At 37.2% G+C, this 19,587-nt stretch carries 21 protein-coding genes and 2 tRNA genes; 17 read left to right on the forward strand and 6 right to left on the reverse strand.

Annotated elements, in window-relative coordinates:
* Nucleotides 1–139 precede the first annotated feature (139 nt).
* Both H6850_04230 and H6850_04235 read left to right on the forward strand, forming a co-directional pair.
* Complete coding sequence (locus tag H6850_04230) at nt 140–1,087, forward strand: D-alanine--D-alanine ligase (GenBank protein ID USO02279.1); 948 nt, start codon at nt 140–142, stop codon at nt 1,085–1,087.
* Nucleotides 1,088–1,217: 130 nt separating this feature from the next.
* Nucleotides 1,218–1,832 (forward strand): hypothetical protein, encoded by a 615-nt coding sequence (locus H6850_04235; GenBank protein USO02280.1) that lies wholly within the window; start codon nt 1,218–1,220, stop codon nt 1,830–1,832.
* Here the strand turns inward: H6850_04235 and rnhA are convergent.
* A complete protein-coding gene (gene rnhA, locus H6850_04240) occupies nt 1,829–2,275 on the reverse strand; it encodes a ribonuclease HI (protein USO02281.1) in 447 nt (148 codons plus the stop codon). The two genes, H6850_04235 and rnhA, sit on opposite strands and share 4 nt — an antisense overlap.
* A gap of 101 nt (nt 2,276–2,376) precedes the next feature.
* On the opposite strand from rnhA, the gene H6850_04245 reads away from it, so the two are divergent.
* The 5 genes from H6850_04245 to era are packed head-to-tail and all read left to right on the forward strand — an operon-like array spanning nt 2,377 to nt 5,813.
* Nucleotides 2,377–3,279: an RluA family pseudouridine synthase gene (locus tag H6850_04245; protein USO02282.1), complete on the forward strand. Its 903-nt coding sequence runs from the start codon at nt 2,377–2,379 to the stop codon at nt 3,277–3,279.
* Nucleotides 3,263–3,868 carry a uracil-DNA glycosylase gene (locus H6850_04250; protein ID USO02283.1) on the forward strand — a complete coding sequence of 202 codons (606 nt, stop codon included), beginning with the start codon at nt 3,263–3,265 and terminating at the stop codon, nt 3,866–3,868. The genes H6850_04245 and H6850_04250 overlap by 17 nt, the downstream gene beginning before the upstream one ends.
* On the forward strand, nt 3,865–4,623 hold the full coding sequence (locus H6850_04255; protein ID USO02284.1) for a TatD family hydrolase: 759 nt from the start codon (nt 3,865–3,867) through the stop codon (nt 4,621–4,623). The genes H6850_04250 and H6850_04255 overlap by 4 nt, the downstream gene beginning before the upstream one ends.
* 25 nt (nt 4,624–4,648) lie before the next feature.
* On the forward strand, nt 4,649–4,981 hold the full coding sequence (locus H6850_04260; protein ID USO02830.1) for an iron-sulfur cluster assembly accessory protein: 333 nt from the start codon (nt 4,649–4,651) through the stop codon (nt 4,979–4,981).
* Entirely contained in the window at nt 4,974–5,813 is an 840-nt protein-coding gene (era, locus tag H6850_04265; GenBank protein USO02285.1) for a GTPase Era, read from the forward strand. The genes H6850_04260 and era overlap by 8 nt, the downstream gene beginning before the upstream one ends.
* Before the next feature lie 88 nt (nt 5,814–5,901).
* Here the strand turns inward: era and H6850_04270 are convergent, their stop codons facing one another.
* Together H6850_04270 and H6850_04275 are read right to left on the reverse strand one after the other, a co-directional pair.
* Complete coding sequence (locus tag H6850_04270; GenBank protein USO02286.1) at nt 5,902–6,285, reverse strand: Hsp20/alpha crystallin family protein; 384 nt, start codon at nt 6,283–6,285, stop codon at nt 5,902–5,904.
* Nucleotides 6,286–6,563: 278 nt separating this feature from the next.
* Complete coding sequence (locus H6850_04275) at nt 6,564–8,603, reverse strand: DNA translocase FtsK (protein ID USO02287.1); 2,040 nt, start codon at nt 8,601–8,603, stop codon at nt 6,564–6,566.
* Between the two features lie 106 nt (nt 8,604–8,709).
* On the opposite strand from H6850_04275, the gene H6850_04280 reads away from it, so the two are divergent.
* On the forward strand, nt 8,710–9,888 hold the full coding sequence (locus H6850_04280) for a hypothetical protein (protein ID USO02288.1): 1,179 nt from the start codon (nt 8,710–8,712) through the stop codon (nt 9,886–9,888).
* A 15-nt stretch (nt 9,889–9,903) separates the two neighbouring features.
* Here H6850_04280 and rho read toward each other — a convergent pair whose 3' ends face one another.
* Nucleotides 9,904–11,157 carry a transcription termination factor Rho gene (gene rho, locus H6850_04285; protein USO02289.1) on the reverse strand — a complete coding sequence of 418 codons (1,254 nt, stop codon included), beginning with the start codon at nt 11,155–11,157 and terminating at the stop codon, nt 9,904–9,906.
* A 243-nt stretch (nt 11,158–11,400) separates the two neighbouring features.
* Here rho and H6850_04290 point away from each other — a divergent pair, with 243 nt between their 5' ends.
* The 6 genes from H6850_04290 to H6850_04315 all read left to right on the forward strand — a co-directional run bounded on the left by H6850_04290 (nt 11,401) and on the right by H6850_04315 (nt 13,987).
* Complete coding sequence (locus H6850_04290) at nt 11,401–11,802, forward strand: hypothetical protein (GenBank protein ID USO02290.1); 402 nt, start codon at nt 11,401–11,403, stop codon at nt 11,800–11,802.
* Nucleotides 11,803–11,965: 163 nt separating this feature from the next.
* Nucleotides 11,966–12,673 carry a YebC/PmpR family DNA-binding transcriptional regulator gene (locus H6850_04295; protein USO02291.1) on the forward strand — a complete coding sequence of 236 codons (708 nt, stop codon included), beginning with the start codon at nt 11,966–11,968 and terminating at the stop codon, nt 12,671–12,673.
* A gap of 115 nt (nt 12,674–12,788) precedes the next feature.
* Nucleotides 12,789–13,391 (forward strand): rod shape-determining protein MreC, encoded by a 603-nt coding sequence (locus tag H6850_04300; GenBank protein ID USO02292.1) that lies wholly within the window; start codon nt 12,789–12,791, stop codon nt 13,389–13,391.
* A gap of 2 nt (nt 13,392–13,393) precedes the next feature.
* Nucleotides 13,394–13,633, forward strand: a complete 240-nt coding sequence (locus H6850_04305) for a DUF1653 domain-containing protein (protein ID USO02293.1) — start codon at nt 13,394–13,396, stop codon at nt 13,631–13,633.
* A 58-nt stretch (nt 13,634–13,691) separates the two neighbouring features.
* Nucleotides 13,692–13,768 (forward strand) — tRNA-Pro (locus H6850_04310).
* Between the two features lie 129 nt (nt 13,769–13,897).
* Nucleotides 13,898–13,987 (forward strand) — tRNA-Ser (locus tag H6850_04315).
* 120 nt (nt 13,988–14,107) lie between these two features.
* Here the strand turns inward: H6850_04315 and H6850_04320 are convergent.
* Nucleotides 14,108–14,404, reverse strand: coding sequence for a hypothetical protein (locus H6850_04320; GenBank protein ID USO02294.1), 297 nt, complete (start codon nt 14,402–14,404; stop codon nt 14,108–14,110).
* 185 nt (nt 14,405–14,589) lie between these two features.
* On the opposite strand from H6850_04320, the gene H6850_04325 reads away from it, so the two are divergent.
* The 3 genes from H6850_04325 to H6850_04335 all read left to right on the forward strand — a co-directional run bounded on the left by H6850_04325 (nt 14,590) and on the right by H6850_04335 (nt 18,834).
* Nucleotides 14,590–15,834: an MFS transporter gene (locus H6850_04325; GenBank protein USO02295.1), complete on the forward strand. Its 1,245-nt coding sequence runs from the start codon at nt 14,590–14,592 to the stop codon at nt 15,832–15,834.
* Between the two features lie 150 nt (nt 15,835–15,984).
* Nucleotides 15,985–17,751, forward strand: coding sequence for an ABC transporter ATP-binding protein (locus tag H6850_04330; protein ID USO02296.1), 1,767 nt, complete (start codon nt 15,985–15,987; stop codon nt 17,749–17,751).
* Nucleotides 17,752–18,045: 294 nt separating this feature from the next.
* Complete coding sequence (locus tag H6850_04335) at nt 18,046–18,834, forward strand: hypothetical protein (GenBank protein USO02297.1); 789 nt, start codon at nt 18,046–18,048, stop codon at nt 18,832–18,834.
* Here H6850_04335 and H6850_04340 read toward each other — a convergent pair.
* Entirely contained in the window at nt 18,821–19,582 is a 762-nt protein-coding gene (locus H6850_04340) for a DUF2608 domain-containing protein (GenBank protein ID USO02298.1), read from the reverse strand. The two genes, H6850_04335 and H6850_04340, sit on opposite strands and share 14 nt — an antisense overlap.
* Between the last annotated feature and the right edge of the window lie 5 nt (nt 19,583–19,587).

Consider the following 19,587-nt stretch of genomic DNA (forward strand, 5'->3'; position numbering starts at 1 on the left):
ACCGTAGCGTAAGCGAAGGTGGCGTGGCCATCCATGCGGCTCACCACATCTCGCCTTCGCTAAAGCTACGGCGGATTCGTGATGACATTCCTGCAAAAATATGACAGAATGAAGCCTGAAACGGAGAAAAAATATAAATATGAAAATATGTGTAATTAAAGGTGGATTTTCAAGCGAACGGGAGGTTTCTCTTTCAAGCGGTAAAGCTATCGAGCAAAGTGTTAAAAATCTAGGGCATGAGTTGATTTCATTCGATTTAACCAAGGATAATATTTTGCAAATGATATTAATGCTGCATTCTCAGAAACCTGATTGTATTTTTAATGCCTTACACGGCACATTTGGTGAAGATGGAACAATTCAAGGCATTTTTGAATCTTGCAACATTCCTTATACTCACAGCAACGTTCTCTCTTCTGCTTTAGCATTTGATAAAGTAAAATCTAAATATCTTTTTGAAAGATTCGGCATCAAAACGCCAGAATGGATATTAGTGCCTATTAATATATTAAAAATTCAAGGAACAAATTTCCCTAAACCATTTTTTATGAAACCTATTGCCCAAGGCTCAACTATTGGGGTGACCTTAATTGAAACAGATGATGATTTAAATAATGCTCTAAAAAACTGGGATTTTGGAAAAAATGCTTTGTTGGAACGTTGCATTCATGGAAGAGAAATGACTGTATCAATCTTAGATGATGATATTTTAGGCACATGTGAGCTTGTGCAAATGCGAGATAAATTTTCTACTTACGAAGCAAAATATACAGAAGAATTAGAACAAAGACTCGTTCCAGCGCCTATTACACCAGAGCAAGAAAAAGCTATCAAAGATATAACGCGAAAAGCGTATGATCTTTTAGAGTGCTCAGGCCTAGCACGCAGCGACATTATATTTGATGGGAAAGATTTTTATTTACTTGAGATGAACACACAACCAGGCTTAACCCCCACTTCGTTTGCAACAATCAAAGTAAAGCAAAGAGGTTGGACTATGGATGATTTAGTTCAAAAAATGATTGATAACGCATTGAAAAATGCAGCAACTATCGCGCCATCCCCCGTCATGGCGAAATTTTCGTAAGAAAATTGTGGCCATCCATATTTTATGGATCACCACGTAGCTTCGCTCCTCGCGATGACGTCAGCGCAAATCCTAGACTCTCATCATATTTTCATGATACCCTGAGCTGAAAAGGTAAATACGTTCACATATGCTGTTTCTCATCTTTGCAGAATATAACATCGGAGTTATAGGGGGAGGTTCCTCTCATAACCTTTATGTAGAAAAATCAGCTGGAAAATATAAATACATCAACACTGGAGATGATGAAATCGCTGGCTCAAATGCAAACGGCGGCTACTTTAAGCTATTTTTGAACTATCAAATGAACCTCATGAACAACTTAGATGTCAAAATTGAGCTGTACGGAGGAAAGGATTTCGCGAAACTGCGAGAAAATGAAAAAGATGTCATCAAACCAGGCATATTTTTTGGCGCTATGGCAAAAGGTGAGTTAGATTTTTATGAAACATATAGCCTCTTTGCAGGTATAGGTCTATACTGCGCACCAAACTTTAAAATCCAGCATGAAGATTTTCACAGCCAGGAAAAAGGTCATTTCTTGCCAACGCTTACAGTATCTGTAGGCGGATCTTATTATTTGAATGACCGTGTAAGTCTATGTTGCGAAATCACACATATTGGATTTTGGTGGGGCAATGGAATTAAAACGGAAAAAGGACCTAAAAATATTCACCAAAGTGGTTTGCGTATAGGTGTCGGCATTAATGTGCAATTTGAACAGCTGCCATTTTTGAAACGTTAAATTCTTAATCTTACAATTGCACTACGCGCTAGAGCATCAGCGCGCTCATTTCCAAAGTCTCCAGCATGTCCTCGTACCCAATTCCAATCCACCTCGTGCACATTAGTTAAATCATGTAATTTTGCCCATAAATCTTGATTTTTCACAGGTTGTCGCCCTGCTGTTTTCCATCCATTTTTTATCCAACCATGAATCCAAACTGTAATACCATTTTTTACATATTGACTATCTGTATAAATCGCAATTTTCTCGCCTTCTGCTGGCATGGAGCTCAAAGCTTCTATCACCCCCATAAGCTCCATACGATTATTTGTTGTGCGCTCTTCATATCCAGAAAGCTGAAATTCTTTGTTCATTGCGTCAATAATAAACGCACCCCACCCGCCTTGACCTGGATTACCTGAACACGCGCCGTCTGTGTAAATTTTGAATGGACCTTTCATAATAAACTAAACTATAAAATTCTTATTAGGTCATGGTAGCATTCTTGTTATCTAAAAAAAATTCCTTAATAATAAGGGGATACAAAAAGATCCTATAAAAATTGCGACTTGATCAATATTTAGCCAAGCAAAACACCGACTACAGTCGAAACTTCTGGCAAAAAGCCATTAAGGATGGTCATGTTACAGTTAATGGAAATGTTATAACCTTACCAAAATCCCCCGTATCGGAAGAAGATCAAATTGAAGTATCTGATAAATTACCTTATCAAACACTTGCAGATCAAAATATCAAACCAGAGAATATTCCGCTTGATATTGTCTATGAAGATAATGATATTGTTATTATTAACAAACCCTATGATCTAGTCGTTCATCCTGCCATTGGCAATTATACAGGCACACTTGTAAACGCATTAGTTTATCACTTTAAAACACTATCTAATAATGATAACCGCCCTGGAATTGTGCATCGTCTAGATAAAGGCACAAGCGGTCTTATGGTCATTGCAAAAAATGATCCAGCGCATCATGCGCTCACCAAGCAATTTGAAGAGCGAACGGTGAAAAAAGAATATCTCACACTCATCAGAGGCGTTCCACTCAAAACAAAAGATACAATTGACGCGCCTATACGTAAAGATCCAAAGCATTATGACCGCATGAAAGTGGATATGTATTCAGAACATGCAAAACCAGCTGTGACACATTATGAAGTCGAAAAAATTATTGGCAATAAAAAAAGTTTGCTCAACGCACGTTTTTGCCTTGTTAGATGTCATTTAGAAACAGGACGCACACACCAAATTCGTGTGCATATGCAACATATCAAACACCCTATTATAGGTGATGCTGTTTATGGCTATCCTGTTAAAAACCTTAGAAGGCAATTTTTACATGCACAAAAATTAAGTTTTATACATCCTACAACACATGAAGAAGTTTCTTTTGAGGCTGATTTACCTGAAGACTTGCAGGGGTTTTTGCATGACCTCCAAGTATAACTATCTTGCAAAACCAAGAATATATTATCAAAATCTTGATACATTAGATCGTTTGCGTGAATATGTATCTCAAAAGCTTGAACATCCTTTAAAAGCAACAGCGAAAAATACAGTATTTTCTAACAATGGCACATCAGATATCATGATAATCGGCGAAGCCCCTGGCGCAGATGAGGATGAGCAAGGCCAACCATTTGTTGGAAGAAGTGGGCAGCTTCTTATGAAAATTTTTGAGTCTATTGGACTTACTCGAGAGAAGCTATATATCACGAACCTTGTTCCATGGCGCCCTCCTCTCAATCGAAACCCAACATTTGAAGAAATGGATTTCTTTTTGCCTATCATGAAAAAACATATTCGTTGCAAAGATCCAAAAGTCATTGTGCTGCTAGGCGGCATTATTACGAAAGCTTTAATTTCAAAAGATATCGTTATTTCAAAAGTACGCGGCACGTTTATAGATTTAGAAATCGAAGGAAAAACTTATAAAGTTCTGCCATCATTTCATCCATCTTATTTACTCAGATCTCCTATGATGAAAAAACTTGCATGGGAAGATATGTGCACACTGAAAAAGGAGATCATATGATTATAGATAGCCACTGTCATATTAACCGAAAGGAATATGATGATGATCGCTCAGAGGTGTTAAAAAAAGCTCGAAACATAGGTATAAAGCGCTTTATTTTAATCAATACACATATCAAGGAAGCCAAGAATTTGCAAAACATCGCTGAGCAAGAAGAAGATTTATTTTATACCATTGGCAACCATCCAAGCGACGCTTATTTATCAAAAAGTCTACATGAAGATTTAGATCAATTATGCAACCATAAGAAATTGGTTGGGATGGGTGAAACAGGATTGGATTTTTATTATGACAATATAGATCGCAGCGTTCAGCAAGAAAGTTTTGCGATACATATTGATATCGCCAATAAACATGACCTGCCTTTAGTTGTACACACAAGAGGCGCTGAAGATGAAACAATTGCACTGCTTAAAAAAGCCAACAAAGGTGTTTTGCATTGCTTTACTGGTAGTTATGATATGGCCAAAAAAGCATTAGATCTTGGCTTTTACATTTCTCTTTCAGGAATTTTAACTTTTAAAAATGCTGCTGATTTGAGAGAAACAGCGAAAAAACTTCCGTTAGATCGTATCTTAATCGAAACAGATGCGCCATATTTAACGCCAGAACCTTTTAGAAAAGTGAAACGCAATGAACCCTATTATGTTTATTATGTTGGTCAAAAATTGGCAGAAATTCGGAATATAGACTTTGAAGTTATTGCAAAACATACGACAGAGAATTGTATGGCTTTGTTTTCTAAGATGTATTAACTATACTTAGACAAAGAGAGATTATATAAGCAGCATGTTTATCACCCTCACGGATCGCGCAAAAAACCAGTTTTTGCACCTCATGCAATCTGAAGAGCAGCATGCCATCAAAATTAATATTGAGACCAAAGGTTGCTCAGGAAAGGCTTACACTATGACATATGCAAAATCTAAAGATCCACTCGATGAGGAGATCGCTTTAGATGATCAACATGCTATATATATCGACCCAAAAGCTATGCTGTTTATTGTAGGAACGGAGATCGATTACGAAACCAAAAAACTTCAATCCGGATTTGTATTCAACAACCCTAACGAAAGAGGTCGATGCGGCTGCGGAAAGTCATTCCATGTCTAAATCAGGATTCATTACAATCGTTGGCTACCCCAACAGCGGAAAATCAACACTCATGAACGCTTTAGTTGGGCAAAAAATCTCTATTGTCACACATAAAGTTCAAACCACTAGGCGTCAAATACAAGGGGTTTTAACTGAAGGTAATTATCAAGCAATTTTCATTGATACGCCTGGTATTTTTGACCCTAAAAAACCCTTAGAAAAAGCAATCGTAGATAACGCTTATAAAAGTTTTCAAGGCGTTGATCTCGTGATGCTCGTCATGGATGCACGAAAATATGATGAGGCATTCGTTGAAAAAATCAAAAAAGCAGCAAAAAATACCCCTTTCTGCCTTGTTTTAAATAAAATCGATCTCATGGATCAAAAAGACTATGAAACACTTCCTGGTATGAAAATTTCAGCTAAAACAGGTGTTGGATTAGATATACTCAAGCAATATATTTTTGAACACCTTCCTGAACATCCTTTTATGTATGATCCAGAACAAATTACCAATATCAATCAAAAAATCTGGTCTGCTGAAATCACACGTGAAAAAGCCATGTTGTTACTACAGCAAGAATTGCCATATGAACTATATGTTGAAACAGAGAAATTTGAAGAAACGGATGCAAAAGCAGATATTCATCAAACCATTGTTGTTTCCAGAGATTCTTTAAAAGGTATAGTATTAGGGGCTAAAGGCATGATGATCAAAAAAATTGGTATGGAAGCTCGTAAAGACCTAAGCGCACAGATGAATAAAAAGGTGAATTTGTTTTTGTTTGTGAAGGTTAGAAAAGACTGGCAAGAGAAGATGTTAACGCTCAAAAGTTTAGGAATTCTCTGAGGTCGTCATAGCGCGAATCCGCCGCAGGCGGAGGTGGCTATCCATATGGATCACCACAGCGCTACACACCTCGTGAGGACGCGGGTTACTACTTCAAATCAATTTTTCTTTTCTTAGGTGCGGCCGATGGCTTCTTTTTCGGTACAACAATACGCAATCTTCCAGCATCATATTGCGCACTTTGCACTTTATCCAAGGCAGCATTCTCAGGAAGACTGAGACCGCGACTAAATTCGCCATAAGAGCACTCGCGATAATAATAATCACTTCCTTCTTTACCCTCTTCTTTCATCATTTCTTTTTTGCCAGAGATAATTAAAACATCTTCATCCACCTCAACCTTTACATCTGCCTTATTGCATCCAGGAATTTCTGCCACAACCTCATATTCTTTGGGCCGCTCTATAATATCAATCCTGGGTTCAAACATGGATATAGAATTGCATTCTATACAAAAATCATCATTGTACATTTTTCTTTGTTTGGATTTTCCTTTGATAGATTATAAAACAAAAGTTTTTAACAAACAGTAAACTAATGAACAAATGCCACCATAAGGAGCGGAGCGACGTGGTGATCCATTCATGGCTTGCCACGCATTCTAATGAATGCTCGCAACGACGGATGTTGTGCTATCATCGTAAGTGCTCTCGCCATGACATTTTTGCTAGATCGTCATCACGAGGAGCGGAGCGACGTGGTGATCCACTCTATGAATAGCCACGCTTCGCTCGCCATGACGGATCCAAATTAAGCCATAATCTGCCGTTTACCCGTATGATCTGCGCTACTCACAACACCTTTTTCTTCCATCTCATCCACAATACGCGCCGCTCGGTTGTAACCAATTTGTAATTTACGTTGTAAAAAGCTTGTAGACACCTTGCCTTCTTGCATAATCAAATCTACAGCCTTGCGATACATTGGGTCATTCTCATCACCCACACTATCATCGTCTGAAGTAAACCCTAGCTCTTGCTCAAAATCAATCATCATATCATCCGCTTCATGATGTTGTTTCTTCAAATGTTTCACAACAGATCGAACCTCTTCATCACTTGCAAATGCACCATGAATACGCACAATCTTTCCACCATTAGCCATATAAAGCATGTCACCTTGCCCTAACAACTGCTCCGCACCCTGCTCTCCTAGAATTGTGCGACTATCGATTTTAGACGTTACATGAAAACTCACACGTGTTGGAAAGTTTGCCTTAATTGTACCAGTGATCACATCCACAGATGGTCTTTGTGTTGCCATCACCAAATGCAATCCAGCCGCACGCGCCATTTGCGCCAAACGTTGCACACAAACCTCAATCTCTTTACCAGCCACCATCATTAAATCAGCCATTTCATCTACAACAATCACAATATATGGTAGCGTCTTATACTCAATCACTTTATTTTCATAAATCGGCTTACCAGACTCCTGATCAAAACCAATGTGAAGACGTTGTTGCAAAACCTCTCCAGATTCTTTCGCCTGTTTAATACGCGCATTATATCCATCAATATTACGCACGCCCAACTTTGACATCGCCATATAACGGTCTTGCATCTCTTTAACTGCCCATTTTAAAACACTCACAGCTTTTTTTGGATCTGTCACAACAGGCGCTAACAAATGTGGAATTCCATCATATACAGACAGTTCCAACATCTTAGGGTCAATCATTACAAATCTACATTCCTTTGGTGTTAATTTAAACAACAGTGAAAGGATCATCGTGTTGATACCAACAGATTTACCAGAACCTGTGGTTCCCGCAATCAATAAGTGAGGCATTTTTGCTAAGTCCACAACCACAGATGAACCCATAATGTCCTGACCTAAAGCTAGATTTAGAGCGCCTCTTGAATCATTAAACTCGTCAGATTCCAACAAATGCCTCAAATACACTGCGTTACGCTTTTTGTTTGGTAACTCAATACCAATCACATTTTGTCCTGGAACAACAGAAATTCTCACAGATACCGCACTCATAGAGCGCGCAATATCATCCGACAAACTCACAACACGTGATGTTTTAATACCAGGCGCAGGAATAAATTCATATAAAGTCACCACAGGTCCTGAAAAAACCTTACCCATTTCACCACGCACGCCAAATTCTTCCAACACACGCAATAAATCCTGAGAAATTTGCGCTGTCATACGGTCAGACATGTAGGATGATCCTGCATATTTTTTTTCTAATAAATTCAGTGGAGGTAAATCAAATCCAAATAAAGTTTCTTTGCGCGATGGAAGTGGAACAGCATTCGCTTCCGTCTCTTCAGGTTGAAAACGCGCTTGTGGAACCTCAGGCACAGTATAATAATCTTCCTCAATCTCTTCCTTCTTAGCTGCACGACGTTTAACTGGCATACGCATTTCTACATTCATAAGCGGTAACATCAAAAATCCAGCAATACACAAACTTACAGGCATTAAAATATAAGCTGGAATATATTCAATCAAAAATAGTTGATATCCCGCGTATGGCAAAATACCTTTCCAGGAAAGTGTTTCTGAAAATGTTATAAAATTCCATTGCACTAACGCCGCGACCCCGAGAGACCTTTTCAAAGATAAGTTCACAAACAGCAACCCTAACACTACCCAAACACCATATCCCAACAATTGATACAATAGACTGGAAATGTTATTGATTACTGTATAAAAAAATGAATTCTGAGCTAAAGTTGTTGATGTAAATAGCGACGCTTGCTTTGGATCATATATCAACAACATAACCGCTAAACATACAATCACAATACGCTTGCTTAAAACTTGAATATTCATATTATTATAATTTAAAGCTTTTCTATAGTATGCCAGAAAAAAATTTGCAATTGATAGTTTTTGCGCTTATAATTCCATAAAGAAGGCTCTACTTACCTATTTAATAATGTTTTTTCATTTTATACACGCCACACAATACCACTCTCAAGCAGAAGATTTTGATACACGTGGCCTTTTCTTTCCTCAATTTCAGACAATGGCTTATACAACAACTGCGGTTGGGGTTTCGGCAAAGCCAGACAATGTAGTTTTACATGCTAATGCACCTGGAATTTTCTGTCGTCCAGAAAATCCAAATGCTATATTTTTGGACTTTAACAGTTGTCCTTGTGATATGAGGCATTTTAGCGATGATATTGTGGATATTTTAAAATCTCTATCGCCTCAGGTCTTATGCATCTCAAATGTAGTAAGGCAACCAACTTCACATGGAGAATCAAAATTTTCCACGTCCGATATTGCGCTTCTAGTTTTTCGATCTATGAATCTTGCGCAACTGGAGCGTCTTGTTGTAAGTATCGCTCCAGGGTTTTTAAAAGCATGGCACGCACTCTTCGATAAAATACCAATGCCCAGACTAAAAACTTTAAAACTTCCTGCAAATCAATGCAGCACAAATGGAGAGTTCTTTTTCTCAAAAAAAGCTGCACAAGCTTTATTCCCTACTTTGAAGCATTTAAGATGTCAATTGGTAGGAAATACAGGTCTGTTTTCTAAAGACTCTGGCCTTGAGGTGTTAACAGATATGAGAAATTTAGAAACCTTAGAGATTGTAGGCATTAATTCAAAGGGCCTTTTAACGCTTGGCAAAATTTTACCTCAATTGACTCATCTTTCCGATTTATCTATGGAAGATTGGATGCCGACAGATCCGAAAAGTAAAGATTTAAACTTATTCTTTAAGTCATTAGGTCCAAGTCCTCAATTAAAAACATTGCGCCTTTCAATTGACTCAGATTTTCCTGCGCAAATTGACAGCTTGTTAAACAATCTTCCAAGTTTAAAATTGTTGGTTTTAAAAAATGAAAGAAATACCTCATTAAGTGATATTACGAATGAAAAAATATTAGCACTTCTTATTCAATGGGGCGTTTCAGAAGTTCGTATGTTTTCAGTTTCACAGAACACCGTTCAAAAATTTTTAGCAGACGCAGATATAGAAGTTGCTAATGAATATTCTGGAGGAACGTTAGATATTATTATAAGAAAGAAATCAGAGACTAAGTCAGAAGAACAGTCAGAAGAACAAAAAAGCATACCTTCAGAAGCTGCAGTATCATCTTAAAATAAAGAAACTTTATTACTTCGCCATCGTCTGGAAGAAATCTGCATTATTCTTCGTATGCTTCATCTTCTCAAGCAAAAACTCCATAGCCTCTTGATTCCCCATCGGGTTCAAAATACGTCTCAAAATCCACATCTTGGATAATTCTTGCGGATCTTTCACTAGCAGATCTTCTTTTCTTGTACCAGATTCTGCAATTTTAATTGCCGGGAAAACACGCTTATCTGCAAGTTTACGATCCAGCCATACTTCTGCGTTACCTGTTCCTTTGAATTCCTCAAAAATCACTTCATCCATCTTTGATCCTGTATCAATCATAGCCGTACCAATAATTGTCAAAGATCCACCGCCTTCAATATTACGCGCCGCACCAAAAATACGCTTTGGTCTTTGCAAAGCATTTGCATCAACACCACCCGTTAATACCTTGCCAGATGAAGGAATCACAGTGTTATAAGCACGCGCTAAACGCGTAATTGAGTCAAGTAAAATCACAACGTCATGACCAAGCTCTACCAAACGTTTTGCTTTTTCAATCGTCATTTCTGCAACTTGCACGTGTCGCGCTGCTGGCTCATCAAAGGTAGAACTCACAACCTCTCCTTTGATCGAACGCTCCATGTCCGTTACTTCTTCAGGGCGCTCATCAATCAAAAGCACCATCAAATACACTTCAGGGTGATTTTTTGTAATGCTATGCGCAATAGATTGAAGCATCATCGTTTTACCCGTACGTGGAGGCGCAACAATCAATGCCCTTTGCCCTTTACCAATTGGTGTAATTAAATCGATAATTCTTGGTGTTGGATTTTTATCACCTTCAATTTCTAGCTTAAATCGTTGATTTGGATACAAAGGCGTTAAATTATCGAAATGCACGCGATGACGCATTTTTTCTGGATCACTAGAATTCACTTTTATCACGCGTTTCAACCCAAAATATTTTTCACTTTCTTTTGGAGAGCGCACCTCGCCCTCAACTGTATCACCTGTTTTAAGGCTATTTTTGCGAATCAATGCAGGTGAAACATAAATATCATCTGGACCTGAGTAATAACTGTCTTTCATTGATCTTAAAAAACCAAATCCATCAGGAAGAATTTCTAAAACACCTTCACAGTAAATCTCTTCATTTTTCTCTGCAGCCTTTTTCAAAATAGAAAAAAGAATCTCATGCGTGCGCATTGCGCCAACATTTTCAATATCATAAGACTCACCTAATTCTACAAGCTCTTTTGGGGATTTTGCTTTTAATGTTTTTAATTCCATGGATTTTCCTTGTCTTAACACCATCCTGAATGACCGAAGTACATCAAATATCTTCTTAGCCAGGGGTAAATAATTTAGATGCTCTGACTGAATTGCCAGACACATCTACTTTATACCAAATCCCTCTTGAGAAAAAAATAGACAACTTTGAAAAAATTTAAACTAAAAAAATCAAAAGTTTAAATTGAAATTTAACTGAAATGCAGTTATAATCTAACTATAAGAACTACTACAACAAAGAAATTGGAAATATATAAACTGCAAGTGTTCTATTTTGAACAGATAAAAATTTTCCGAACGATCGCCGTTCCAAAATTAGCACTTATCCCGAAATTTGTTGAATTCATGGCGGAATCATTCGATTTTTACAAAGAAAACATTGATGATTATTTTCTATGGGGTTATGAAAAAGACTCCAAACAACGCTGGAAACTTAAGTCCACAGAAATAGAAAACACCCCACCCTTCAAAAGAAAAGAATTCAATCTCTCCAAAGTCTTCGAAAAAAGCACTGAATTTATGACGGTTATTAACCAAAAAACACCTTACGTTTTTAGCATTAAATTCCTTGAGGCTGAAGAAATTGCTAATTCTACCCAGCCGTTTGTGATAGATCAGATGGGCGAAATTGAATTAGATTATTAATTACATCCTCGTCATCACGAACCTTGCGCAGCAAGACGTGGCGATCCATTATGGATGGCCATATGCTTCGCTTGCCATGACGATTACTCTCCGTATTTCTCTAGAATTGCCGCTCAACACCTCATTCGATATAATGAACTAGACAGGAATATAAACCCTCTTCATGGCAGGTCATTCAAAATTCAAAAATATTATGTTTCGCAAAGGCGCGCAAGATCAAAAACGTGCTAAATTATTTGCAAAGTTAAGTCGTGAAATAACAGTCGTAGCCCGCTCAAATCCCGATCCTGAAAAAAATCCCGCTTTAAGAGCAGCGCTTGCTATGGCTCGCACAAATAATATGCCAAAAGATCGCATCCAAACAGCCATTGCAAAAGCATCCGCTTCAGATAAAAAAGATGATTTAACAGAGATTCGCTATGAAGGTTACGGTATCAATGGATCAGCTGTTATTGTTGAAGCGTTAACAGACAATAAAAACAGAACTGCTTCAGAAATAAGAGCAGCATTTTCTAAAAATGGCGGCCAACTTGGAGAAACAGGCAGTGTATCTTATTTGTTTGATCATGTTGGATCTATTGTTTACCAAAACAAAAGTGCTGACGAGATTATGGAAGTGCTCATGGAATACGATATTAAGGATATCATTGAAGAAGATGGGCAAGTGATTATTATCTCAACTCTAGATGCCTTTCCTGAAGTGCGCGACGCATGTTTAGAAAAATTTGGCGATCCACTAGAAATGGAGATTGTATTCTTGCCACAAAATAGACTCTCTCTAGAAGGAGAAAAAAAAGAAACCTTCCAGAAAATGCTGTTTGCATTAGAGGATTTAGACGATACGCATAATATTTTTCACAATGTTGAATGAGTCTACAGCATCGTCATGGCGAGCGCACCATAGCGTAGTAAACGTAGGCGGCACGTGGCCATCCATAATGGATCAACACGAAGCTCAGCTCCTCGTGATGACGGAGGTGTAACTCATGAATAAGCTATTCTGGACTTTTTTCTTATCCATCATCTGCATTTATCTCTTTAAGGAAGATGTTTTATATCTCACAAAACAAATTATTCTAGAAAAAAATATCACTATAGAAGAGCTGCAAAAAGAAAACACCCAACTTCACAAAAAACTTCTCACCCTACCCGCCGAAACTGGTAAAATTATTACGCAAATGCATGATGACTACCTGGTAATTACAAAAATAAACTTACCAGAAAATACAGTCATTTTTGGCAAACATAGTGTGATTGGTAAAATCACTAAAACTACAAAATATACACAAAAAGTTAGGCTTATTACGCACTCACATTCAAAAATCCCTGTGGCTACGCCAGATATTGCAAGAGCTATCCTTAAAGGCGAAGGAAACGGAACGATGGTATTAACGTTTATTGAATATACCTCTCCAAATGTATCGTATAAGCCAGGTGATATTATTTATACATTGGGAATTGAGGGTACTTTTCCTAAACACCATCCGGTAGCGATTGTCGAATCTATAAAAGATAGACAAACAATTATTTGCAAACCTCTTGAAGATATTAGTACCTTAACACATGTATTTTTATTGAGCAAAGAATAAATATGACAGATTTTCAAATCAAAAAAGGTCTGTACCAACATTACACTGGAAAACTATATCAAGTTATAGGTGTGTGCAAACACAGTGAAACACTTGAAGAACATGTGATATATCAAGCTTTATATGCTGACGACAATTACGACTATGGGTTATGGATTCGACCTCTTAAAATGTTTCAAGAAAACCTCATAATTAACGGACAGAACATACCACGCTTTAACTTCATTAAAGACTTATTCTAAAAACTATCAATTCACTTTATTGAATAAAGATTAAAAAACCCCTACACTACACTTGAGTCGGAATGTAGCGCAGCCTGGTAGCGCACTATTCTGGGGGGATAGGGGTCGTGGGTTCAAATCCCGCCATTCCGACCATTAACATCTTTGTTGTTCTGGCAAGGGTCGTCATGGCGAATTCGCCGCAGGCGGATGTGGCCATCCACCCTTGATCACCACGGCGCTTCGCACCTCGTGATGACAACCGCAGAGACAAGATGCAATATTGGAGAGATGCCAGAGTGGTCGATTGGGGCAGTCTCGAAAACTGTTGTGCGCTTTTGCGTACCGTGGGTTCGAATCCCACTCTCTCCGCCATCCGTCTTCCGTCTTCGATAATTTTTCCAAAGGTAATTAGCTACGACACGACTGCGTCGTAGCGCGAAACGGAAGTATCGCCGAAGCTTTAGCGTAGGCGGACCACCCCATAACCTACTACTACTTTTTCTTTTTCATGCTCTTTACTTCACATGATTTTGAACAGCTCCACATACCAAGCAAAAAGTCTCCGACTGATACACCTCCTGCAAAACTTAAAAACAATCTAAACATATCGCCATATAAATAACTTGCATCGTACAATACAAGCAATGTGAGAAAACCTAATAATGTCCCAATCAAGGCATTGATTAAAATATACAAAGACCCAGCTTTGTCGCAACATTTCCCTGCCACCATTTTTATGAGAATTATGTGAACAATCATACCTATGACTGCTGGCCAAAAAATTGACATAAAATTACCTATTTTTGCTTATTACACAATATAACTAAAAACAAAAAGTAAATGAAGCGTTAATCAATCATTGGATAAATTTATCCTTTTTTTAAAATACATTTATTATGCCCTTTACTTTTCCCTATTGAAAAAATATTAAAAATTTTCTAGTATAAAGGGATAAGAATATTATAGATAATATAATGTTGAAAGAAGCGCAGAGTAAACCTAAACAGAATCATATCTATGAAGCATCTTCGTCTGCTTCTAAAAAATATTCTTCTACAATTATTGCCTTGAGTGCTGTAATGTTTCTTATGAATGCGTCATTCTTAATGATTTATAGCTTATTCCCAGCATATCTTCTTTCTCTTGGACATTCCCAAATGAATATTGGATTTCTTGAGGGTATTTTTGAATTTATTGCACAAATGTTAAAATTTGGATCTGGATTCATTAGCGATATTTTGCAAAAAAGGAAATTGGTTATATTAGCTGGCTGTTCATGTGTTTTCTTAGGGCGCTCTATGGTTGCTTTTTTCTCCCATCTCCCATACTTAATTTTTGGGCGCTCCATTGATAGAATTGGGAATGGTATTTATTCAATTCCAAGAGATACACTTATTACAACCGCATCCTCTGAAAAAACACGCGCACAAAGTTTAGGACTTGTGCGAAGCTTAGGGCAAATTGGAAGTGTTGCGGGCGCATTTTTTGCCTCTTATCTAATGAAAAAAGCTGGGTATGGATTTAAGGATGTGTTTCAATTTGCCATCATTCCAACTTTCCTGATTTTGCTCCTGGTAACATTTAAAGTAAAAGACACACCGTTTCTTCAAGAAGTGAACACAACAAAACGATTTAAATTCGCAAATTTAAAAAAACTTGGACTTAAATTTGCGCTTCTTATGGTTGTAAATACAATCTTCATGCTTGGTAGAAGTAATGAAGCGTTCATGAGTACCTATGCCATTAAATGTTTCAATATGACAAACGCTAATGTGCCTTGGATTATGATTGTGTTTAACATCACATGGGCTGTGTGCTCCTACCCTGTTGGTATTTTGTCAGATAAATATGGGCGAATGTCCGTGTTGGTGGCTGGTATTACGTCTATGCTGGTGGCTGATATGTTTTTTTTCAACGCTACATCACTCACAACCTTTTTTATTGGTGTTGTATTTTGGGGTATTCAAATGGGCTTGACGACGAACGCCTTCCTTACGCTTATTGCAGACTATGTTGAACCAAATCTTCGTGGAACAGCCATTGGTTTATACTTTTTAATTAATGCTGTATGTTTACTAACAGCAGATACAACATCTGGATATATTGCCGACACATTTGGCAATCCTTATGTATACCTATATAGCGCATTTTGGGCAGTCTTATCTTTAGGTGCGTTAATGTGGGTCAGAAAATATAGAAATTTAGCTCACGTATCTTGACGCAGACCTCGTCATGGCAAGGAGCGTAGCAACGCGGCCATCCACAAAAGGGATCACTGTGATCTGCTTCGCAGATCTCGTGATGACATCCATTAACCCTTTCTCGGAGTTTTGTACTAACATAACAAAAAGATGCGTTTTCATACATGAATGACTGCCCTGCCATCTAATCTTTCTTCATTTTTCTATTATTTTTTGAAGCGCTATAGATTCAAAATTTTCATCTACTGCCTTGCAGCTATTTTATTTTCTCTTATCCAAATCTACATCAGACCACAACTTGTGCGGATTATTTTAAACGCAATTGCTATCACCCCATCTTCGAAAATTATCAATGCCTTGTTTACACCATTCTTGCTTTACAATGTGATGATTTTTGGTCGCATGATTGTAAATCGATCGCAACAACTTATTTTGTTATCTATCACACCAGAAATTCGTAAAAATATTATTGATAGCATGATGATCTATGTTCAAAAACATTCCTACCAATACTTTCAAAATGAGCGCACAGGCACTATTGCAAATCGTATCAATGATGTAAACCAAAATACGATAAGAATCTTGGAATCATTTGGGAAAGATATTTTGATGCCGGTTTTTTCAATTATTTTTTCCTGCCTCGCTGTGTATACAATACACTCAGGATTGGTTATGATTCTCCTGACATGGCTAATCGCCCTATTTTTAATCAAACATTCTGTTTATTCTACAACGCAAACTTATGCCAATTCTCTCGCAACTTCTATGAGTCAAGCTGTAGGACGAATTGTAGATATTTTATCTAACATTATCAACGTAAAGCTTTTTGCACGTACAGATTTCGAGTCTAAACACTTAAGTCAAAATTTATATCAAATCGAAGAAGCGGATAAAAGACTAAGAGCGTTTAATCTCAAGACAAATTTGTTTGCAGGTATTCTTGCTTCACTTATGGTTTCGGCCTCTTTAGGATTCTTAATTTATGAAGCAAGCTTAGACAAGGTGAGTGTTGGAGATTTTGGATTTTTGTTCATTCTCAACAATACAATTATTGATATGGTTTGGAATATGACCACAGATATTCATAAATTTTTTGAAAATCTTGGTACTATCCAACAGGGACTGTCTGTCATCACAAAACCCAATGATATTGTTGATGCACCAAATGCAAAAGCAATCAAAATCTCAAAGGGGTTGATTGAAGTCGAAAGAGTAAATTTTTCCTATAAAAAAGATAGTACGCTATTTCAAAACCTGAATTTAAAAATTAATGCTGGCGAAAAAATTGGCTTAGTTGGATATTCTGGCAGTGGAAAAAGTTCGTTTGCACATCTTCTCTTAAGGCTTTTTGATCTTAATTCTGGTGTTATTTCTATTGATGGGCAAGATATTAAAACCTGCACCCAAAATTCTTTACGTAATCAAATTTCTATGATTCCACAAGATACGTCCTTATTTAACCGCACACTTTATGAAAATATTCAGTATGGCGACCCAAATGCCACAAAACAACAAATTGAAGATGCGTGTAAAAAAGCACATCTGCACGATTTTATTTTGACTTTAAATCAAGGTTATCAAACCATGGTTGGAGAACGTGGCGTAAAATTGTCTGGTGGTCAAAGGCAAAGAATTGCTATTGCGCGTGCCATTTTGAAAAATGCCCCTATTTTAATTTTAGATGAGGCTACAAGCTCTCTAGACTCTTTAACAGAAGAATACATCCAAAAAAGCTTGGAGCAGCTTATGAAAGGTAAAACTTGCATTGTTATTGCACATAGACTCTCTACCCTCTTAAAAATGGATCGCATTGTTGTGTTTGACAAAGGTAAAATTATACAAGATGGAACCATTGAAGAATTGAAAGCGAAAAAAGGATTATTTCAAAAACTTTGGAATAACCAGATGGCAGGATTTTTGCCAGATAAACACTAACTCGTCATCACGAGAGTTGAAAATTTCCAAACCTCTTAACACTTTGTCACAAATCTATTATCATGAGCCAGAGAAATTTTTCACAAAAACCCATTCTTTTTTACACTATACACCTCAACCCATTTCCATCAACTTAATCCGTCCGATCCACTCGAAAGAGCGCTCCGAGAGCGTCTTTGTAAATATCAAGAGATTTTTATCCATAATCTCAAAACTGTTTCCAAAATAACTTCAGAAAAAAACCACACACAAAACAGATCGATCAAAACTACCTTTAGCGCCATTTTTGAAGAGATGGAAAAATCTGAAATAGATAGAAAAAGTCCTGAATTTAATATAGTAAGACGCCTTCAAGGACTTTATCCTGATGATACCTTTCAATCCATAAAAACTGCTGAAATGTTTCTGGCACAACTTCAAACAGAGGGAGGAATTTTTGATTTTCAAGAGCATGATATAGTCGAAATAATTCAAATTATGAATTTATATATTAACGCTGATAATTATAAAGAATTTCAAGGCGTTGCAATAAATATAAAAATTGCCACACACCATAAACATCCTATGCTCTCACAAGATGGATATTTGTATACCTTCTTTCCTTATGTACTACAACACTGCATAGAAGGATGTGTTGCAGACTGCACAAACTTTGCTTGGGGCATTGCGCAAACACTTTATCCAACTTTACCCTCCCTTCCATTTTCAACAAAAGATTTTCATAGGCTAGCTTGTAGACTCTTAAGACAACAAGGTGTGTCATTTATGTTAAATGAATATGAGGCAAATCTTATTGCAGGAAATCTATCAGGTGAGGACATGTCATTCGATGTTGCGCATATTACTGATTACAGCGAAATCAAACAACCTTGCATTATATTAGCTGTAGGACCCTATGGGTTTAGAGAATTAGGATTTGAAAGTGCTAGTTGTATAGGTCATGCAGCAATATACATCCCAAGATTAAATATTTTTATTCACCAAACTGGAGGTTGGTTGATAGGATTAAGAATTAATGATGCTTATGACCTTTCGCAAAATGGGCGCAGGAGACTTTTCGCCTTCTCGTTCAAGAACCTATAAACTCTGGCTTGAGTGCCTTTGCATCCTCTATATGCTGTTTCCACGCCTGAATAAACTCTTCTTCAGAAACGTTTTGAGATGGAAAATTTAAGGCACCTTTATAGTGAATTGTTATGATATCTACACCTTCAATATCAAACTTTTCAATCTCTTTATCGCGATCATCAACAAAAATAATAAGCTTCGGCTGAAATCCTGTTCGTTTTAAATGACTTTTCACCACCTTTGCTTTTGGTGTATTGTTTGCTCCTAAAATACCTTTGTAAAAAACTGGCTTACATCCAAAACACGATTCAAATTCTTCAAATACGAACTGAGGTGCATCATTATCAAAAGTAAAATGTATTCCTAAGTTTGATAAAATCTCATAACGCTTTTTAGGAAACAATCCACCGCCTGTACATGCCACACATTGCACACCTTGTGCTTGAATATCTTTTAAAAACTTGGGCGTCTTCAAATCAATCAATGCAGAATCTTTCAGAACTGATGCAATTAAAACTAAAAATACCTCTTCTTTCGACAGTGCTTTGGTGAGTTCTTTAAAGATTTTTCTATGTTTTTTTATATTGGGTAGTTGGCATGCTGGATCTTTTGTTCCAATTAAAGTTGCATCAATATCGAACACACCCAAAACTTCATCTGGCTTATATTTTTTTAACGCTTGCGCAAATTCTTTTTTTACATCGCGCATCTCAAACGTTTCCATGCGCTTCAAAATATCCGCACACAAAACTAAATTCAACATTTCTT

Source organism: Alphaproteobacteria bacterium (assembly GCA_023898745.1).
Taxonomy (GTDB): Bacteria; Pseudomonadota; Alphaproteobacteria.

Bases quoted from the DNA above. Each gene is read 5' to 3' on its own strand.
- H6850_04230 (USO02279.1), top strand. From the start codon at position 140: ATGAAAATATGTGTAATTAAAGGTGGATTTTCAAGCGAACGGGAGGTT.
- H6850_04235 (USO02280.1), top strand. From the start codon at position 1,218: ATGCTGTTTCTCATCTTTGCAGAATATAACATCGGAGTTATAGGGGGA.
- rnhA (USO02281.1), bottom strand. From the start codon at position 2,275: ATGAAAGGTCCATTCAAAATTTACACAGACGGCGCGTGTTCAGGTAAT.
- H6850_04250 (USO02283.1), top strand. From the start codon at position 3,263: ATGACCTCCAAGTATAACTATCTTGCAAAACCAAGAATATATTATCAA.
- H6850_04255 (USO02284.1), top strand. From the start codon at position 3,865: ATGATTATAGATAGCCACTGTCATATTAACCGAAAGGAATATGATGAT.
- era (USO02285.1), top strand. From the start codon at position 4,974: ATGTCTAAATCAGGATTCATTACAATCGTTGGCTACCCCAACAGCGGA.
- H6850_04270 (USO02286.1), bottom strand. From the start codon at position 6,285: ATGTACAATGATGATTTTTGTATAGAATGCAATTCTATATCCATGTTT.
- H6850_04275 (USO02287.1), bottom strand. From the start codon at position 8,603: ATGAATATTCAAGTTTTAAGCAAGCGTATTGTGATTGTATGTTTAGCG.
- H6850_04280 (USO02288.1), top strand. From the start codon at position 8,710: ATGTTTTTTCATTTTATACACGCCACACAATACCACTCTCAAGCAGAA.
- rho (USO02289.1), bottom strand. From the start codon at position 11,157: ATGGAATTAAAAACATTAAAAGCAAAATCCCCAAAAGAGCTTGTAGAA.
- H6850_04295 (USO02291.1), top strand. From the start codon at position 11,966: ATGGCAGGTCATTCAAAATTCAAAAATATTATGTTTCGCAAAGGCGCG.
- H6850_04300 (USO02292.1), top strand. From the start codon at position 12,789: ATGAATAAGCTATTCTGGACTTTTTTCTTATCCATCATCTGCATTTAT.
- H6850_04305 (USO02293.1), top strand. From the start codon at position 13,394: ATGACAGATTTTCAAATCAAAAAAGGTCTGTACCAACATTACACTGGA.
- H6850_04320 (USO02294.1), bottom strand. From the start codon at position 14,404: ATGTCAATTTTTTGGCCAGCAGTCATAGGTATGATTGTTCACATAATT.
- H6850_04325 (USO02295.1), top strand. From the start codon at position 14,590: ATGTTGAAAGAAGCGCAGAGTAAACCTAAACAGAATCATATCTATGAA.
- H6850_04330 (USO02296.1), top strand. From the start codon at position 15,985: ATGACTGCCCTGCCATCTAATCTTTCTTCATTTTTCTATTATTTTTTG.
- H6850_04335 (USO02297.1), top strand. From the start codon at position 18,046: ATGGAAAAATCTGAAATAGATAGAAAAAGTCCTGAATTTAATATAGTA.
- H6850_04340 (USO02298.1), bottom strand. From the start codon at position 19,582: ATGTTGAATTTAGTTTTGTGTGCGGATATTTTGAAGCGCATGGAAACG.